The sequence below is a fragment of the Streptococcus suis genome, assembly GCF_002964045.1.
Classification (GTDB): domain Bacteria; phylum Bacillota; class Bacilli; order Lactobacillales; family Streptococcaceae; genus Streptococcus; species Streptococcus suis_U.
Genome location: NZ_POPB01000470.1, coordinates 1 through 3,560, shown reverse-complemented (window position 1 = coordinate 3,560; position 3,560 = coordinate 1). Strand labels below are relative to the sequence as shown.

4 protein-coding genes are annotated in these 3,560 nt (G+C 39.3%); 3 read left to right on the top strand and 1 reads right to left on the bottom strand.

From position 1 onward, the window contains the following. Positions 1-137: 137 nt before the first annotated feature. The gene (locus C1E99_RS12095; protein ID WP_161943246.1) at positions 138-770 is read right to left on the bottom strand and encodes a YigZ family protein; all 633 of its coding nucleotides are present in this window, start codon (positions 768-770) and stop codon (positions 138-140) included. Between the two features lie 56 nt (positions 771-826). Between C1E99_RS12095 and C1E99_RS12090 the strand changes: the two genes are divergently transcribed. From C1E99_RS12090 to hpf, 3 genes are all read left to right on the top strand, one after another. Further along, positions 827-2,119: a DEAD/DEAH box helicase gene (locus C1E99_RS12090; protein WP_105207681.1), complete on the top strand. Its 1,293-nt coding sequence runs from the start codon at positions 827-829 to the stop codon at positions 2,117-2,119. Beyond that, on the top strand, positions 2,112-2,777 hold the full coding sequence (locus C1E99_RS12085) for a ComF family protein (RefSeq protein ID WP_105207680.1): 666 nt from the start codon (positions 2,112-2,114) through the stop codon (positions 2,775-2,777). Before C1E99_RS12090 ends, C1E99_RS12085 begins: the two co-directional genes overlap by 8 nt. 76 nt (positions 2,778-2,853) lie before the next feature. Continuing rightward, positions 2,854-3,396, top strand: coding sequence for a ribosome hibernation-promoting factor, HPF/YfiA family (gene hpf, locus C1E99_RS12080; RefSeq protein WP_105108065.1), 543 nt, complete (start codon positions 2,854-2,856; stop codon positions 3,394-3,396). Positions 3,397-3,560 lie beyond the last annotated feature (164 nt).

The following is a 3,560-nucleotide window of genomic DNA, read 5'->3' as shown; positions in this document are numbered from 1 at the left end:
TTTTTCTTTGTGTAGCATAGGAGAACCTCATAAGTCCTTTTTCTTATATTATACTCCTAAATACGAAGAAAAGCCCTTAGAAAATCAATTCTAAGGACTTTGTCTTCAGTCTGAAACTATCATAACGATAGTCTTTTTTAATGGACAGGAACCTCTACAATTCGGCTGTCAGTCTTCTCTGCCTGAACTTTACCGTGGTAAAATTCTGTCAGGCTTGCCAAGGTTTGTTCTAAGCATTCCTTATCTACAAAAACCATGGTTGAAACTTCAGTCATGAACTGGGTATCAAATTCTTCCAGCCCTTGCTCTGTACGCCAATTAGCAAACTCTTGGTATTGGGCGTAGGACATGGTGATGGAGATTCCCACCTGTTCCTTGACTTCCACAACACCGATTTCCTTGACTGCACTAGCCACGGCTCCAGCGTAAGCACGGATTAAACCGCCAGCACCCAGTTTGATGCCGCCAAAATAGCGAGTAACCACCGTTGCGACATTGGTCAGTTCGTGATTTTCTAAAACCGTTAGCATTGGCACACCAGCAGTACCAGACGGTTCCCCGTCATCTGAGGACCGCTTGATTTCCATATTTTCTCCAAGGACAAAGGCAGAGCAGTTATGGGTGGCCTTGTAATGTTCTTTTTTGATCTTGTTGATAAAGTCGCGAGCCTCTTCCTCACTGGTCACTCGCTTCATAAAACATATAAAACGAGATTTCTTAATTTCTTCTTCAACAATACCGTCTTCTTTAATCGTCTTAAATTCTTTCATAAGCAAATTGTACTAATTTTTTTCAAAACTGACAAGAAATTCCGAATAAATAAGTGATGAAAGAATTAGAAAATTATTATGGAAGACTATTTACCAAATACCAATTGACCCCAGCAGAGCGAGAAAAAGCAGAGAAGCTATCCAGTGTCTCAGAAAAGAATGCCTGCTTTCGCTGTGGAACGGCTTTTGAAGAAGAAAACAAGTTGCCAAACAATGCCTACTACTGTCGAGCCTGTTTGCTTCTAGGAAGAGTACGGTCAGATGAAACACTCTACCATTTTCCACAGAAAGAATTTCCTGTAAATTCTTGTTTGAAATGGAAGGGGACGTTAACCGATTGGCAACAAGGAATTTCTGACGGCTTGCTAGCAAATGTTGAAAAAAGACAAGCGACCTTGGTTCATGCAGTAACAGGAGCAGGAAAGACAGAAATGATTTACCACACGGTTGCCTCTGTGATTGACAAAGGTGGGGCAGTCTGTCTGGCCAGTCCACGAATTGATGTCTGCATCGAACTCTATAAACGACTGCAAAATGACTTTTCAGTCCCCATTAGTCTCTTACACGGAGAGTCCGAACCCTATTTCCGAACGCCTCTCGTTGTTGCAACGACACATCAGTTGTTAAAATTTTATCAGGCCTTTGATCTGGTTTTGATTGATGAAGTAGATGCCTTCCCCTACGCAGACAACCCCATGCTTTATCGAGCGGCAGACAATGCGGTCAAGGAAGACGGTGTTCAAGTATTTTTGACAGCAACATCAACAGATGAATTGGATAAAAAAGTCAAAACCGGCAAATTAAAACGGCTTAGCCTACCGAGACGTTTTCATGGAAATCCACTTGTTGTGCCACAAAAGGTTTGGTTTTCCAAGTTTGATGCCAACCTAAAGCAAAATAAACTGGTCCCCAAACTTACGAAGGCGATTCAAGAACAGAGAAAATCAGGCTTTCCCTTGCTCATTTTTGTCCCAGAAATTTCCAAAGGTCAAGATTTTGCTAAGATAATGGAAAAAACATTTCCAGATGAAACCATCGGCTTTGTATCCAGTCAAACAGAAAATCGTCTTGAAATAGTAGAAGGATTTCGCAATAAAGACATTACAATCCTAATTTCTACCACAATTCTAGAACGTGGGGTAACCTTCCCAGGTGTAGATGTCATCGTTGTCCAAGCTAATCATTACCTCTATACCTCGTCCAGTCTTGTGCAGATTGCAGGTCGAGTCGGCAGAAGTATGGATCGTCCGACTGGCCTACTCCAGTTTTTCCACGAGGGGTCTACTCGCTCTATTGAAAAGGCCATTGCTGAAATCAAACAAATGAACAAGGAGGCCGGCTATGTCTAACTGCTTACTATGTGATCAAAACTTGAAAACTAGACAAACTTTTTCTGAGATTATTTTCTTTGGCAAAACCCAGTCAGGAGTTTGTCATGATTGTCTGGCTACTTTTGAAAAAATAGCAGAGCAACACTGTCCGCATTGTTTTAGAAGCGGGGAAGAAGGAAGCTGCAAGGATTGTCACTACTGGCTAAGCCAAGGAAAATCAGTATCCCACACGGCCATTTTTCAGTACAATGAAGCCATGGCAGCATATTTTAGCCGATACAAATTTCAAGGCGACTATGTTCTCAGAAAAATATTTGCAAGAGAACTCAAAGAAGCACTAGCAGATTTTTCCGACTATACCATCGTTCCCATTCCACTCAGTCAAGAACGATTGGAAGAACGAGGTTTTAACCAAGTGACTGGTTTACTAGATGCTGCTAAGATTCCTTATAAAGAGTTGCTGGGCAAACGAGATAGTAAAAAGCAATCTTCCAAAAGTCGAGAAGAGAGGTTAGAAACAGAACAAACATTTCACCTACTAGTTGAAAAAAATCTCCCAGAAAAAATTTTATTAATTGACGATATTTATACAACAGGAGCTACAATTCAGCTTGCAAAAAGTCTTTTCATGAAAACCGGACAGAAAGAAATCAAAACATTTTCACTATCAAGATGAGAAAACGCTTGCATTTATTTAATAATGTGATATAATAATAGTGAAGAAAGGCGAAAGCCAGGAAAGAGGTACTAATATGATTAAATTCAGTATTCGTGGAGAAAACCTTGAAGTTACAGAAGCACTTCGCACTTATGTAGAAGAGAAAGTTGCAAAGATTGAGAAATATTTCAATGAAGATCAAGAATTGAATGCGAAAGTAAATCTAAAAGTTTACCGTGATAAGCGCTCAAAAGTTGAAGTTACAATTCCAGTTGGCTCAATAACACTTCGAGCTGAGGATGTATCACAGGAAATGTACGGTTCAATAGACTTGGTTGTAGATAAGATTGAACGTCAAATTCGTCGTAACAAAACAAAAATTGAAAGAAAACATCGCCAAAAAGTTGCAACAGGTCAAGTATTTGCAGAAGATTTAGTTGAAGAAACAGAAGACGAAGTAAAAGTTGTAAGAACAAAGCAGGTTGATTTAAAACCAATGGATATAGAAGAAGCAATTCTCCAATTGGAATTACTAGGTCATGACTTCTTCATTTACACTGATGCAAATGATGGTACTACAAACGTATTATATAAACGTGAAGATGGAGATTTAGGACTTCTAGAAGTTCGCAAATAATCAACAAGAACAGTTACAAGATGTAGCTGTTCTTCTTTAATTCAAAAAAATGGCTCTTTGTCAACTGTAGTGGGTAGACGAAAAGCTAACATCTAGAGAGGACGAAATTCGTTCTCTCATTTTTGATGTTTAAAGCAATATATATCTTGGTTTTAAAGTTCGTA

Excerpts from the sequence above, each read along its gene's own strand:
- C1E99_RS12090 (WP_105207681.1), top strand. The coding sequence starts at position 827 with ATGAAAGAATTAGAAAATTATTATGGAAGACTATTTACCAAATACCAA.
- hpf (WP_105108065.1), top strand. The coding sequence starts at position 2,854 with ATGATTAAATTCAGTATTCGTGGAGAAAACCTTGAAGTTACAGAAGCA.
- C1E99_RS12085 (WP_105207680.1), top strand. The coding sequence starts at position 2,112 with ATGTCTAACTGCTTACTATGTGATCAAAACTTGAAAACTAGACAAACT.
- C1E99_RS12095 (WP_161943246.1), bottom strand. The coding sequence starts at position 770 with ATGAAAGAATTTAAGACGATTAAAGAAGACGGTATTGTTGAAGAAGAA.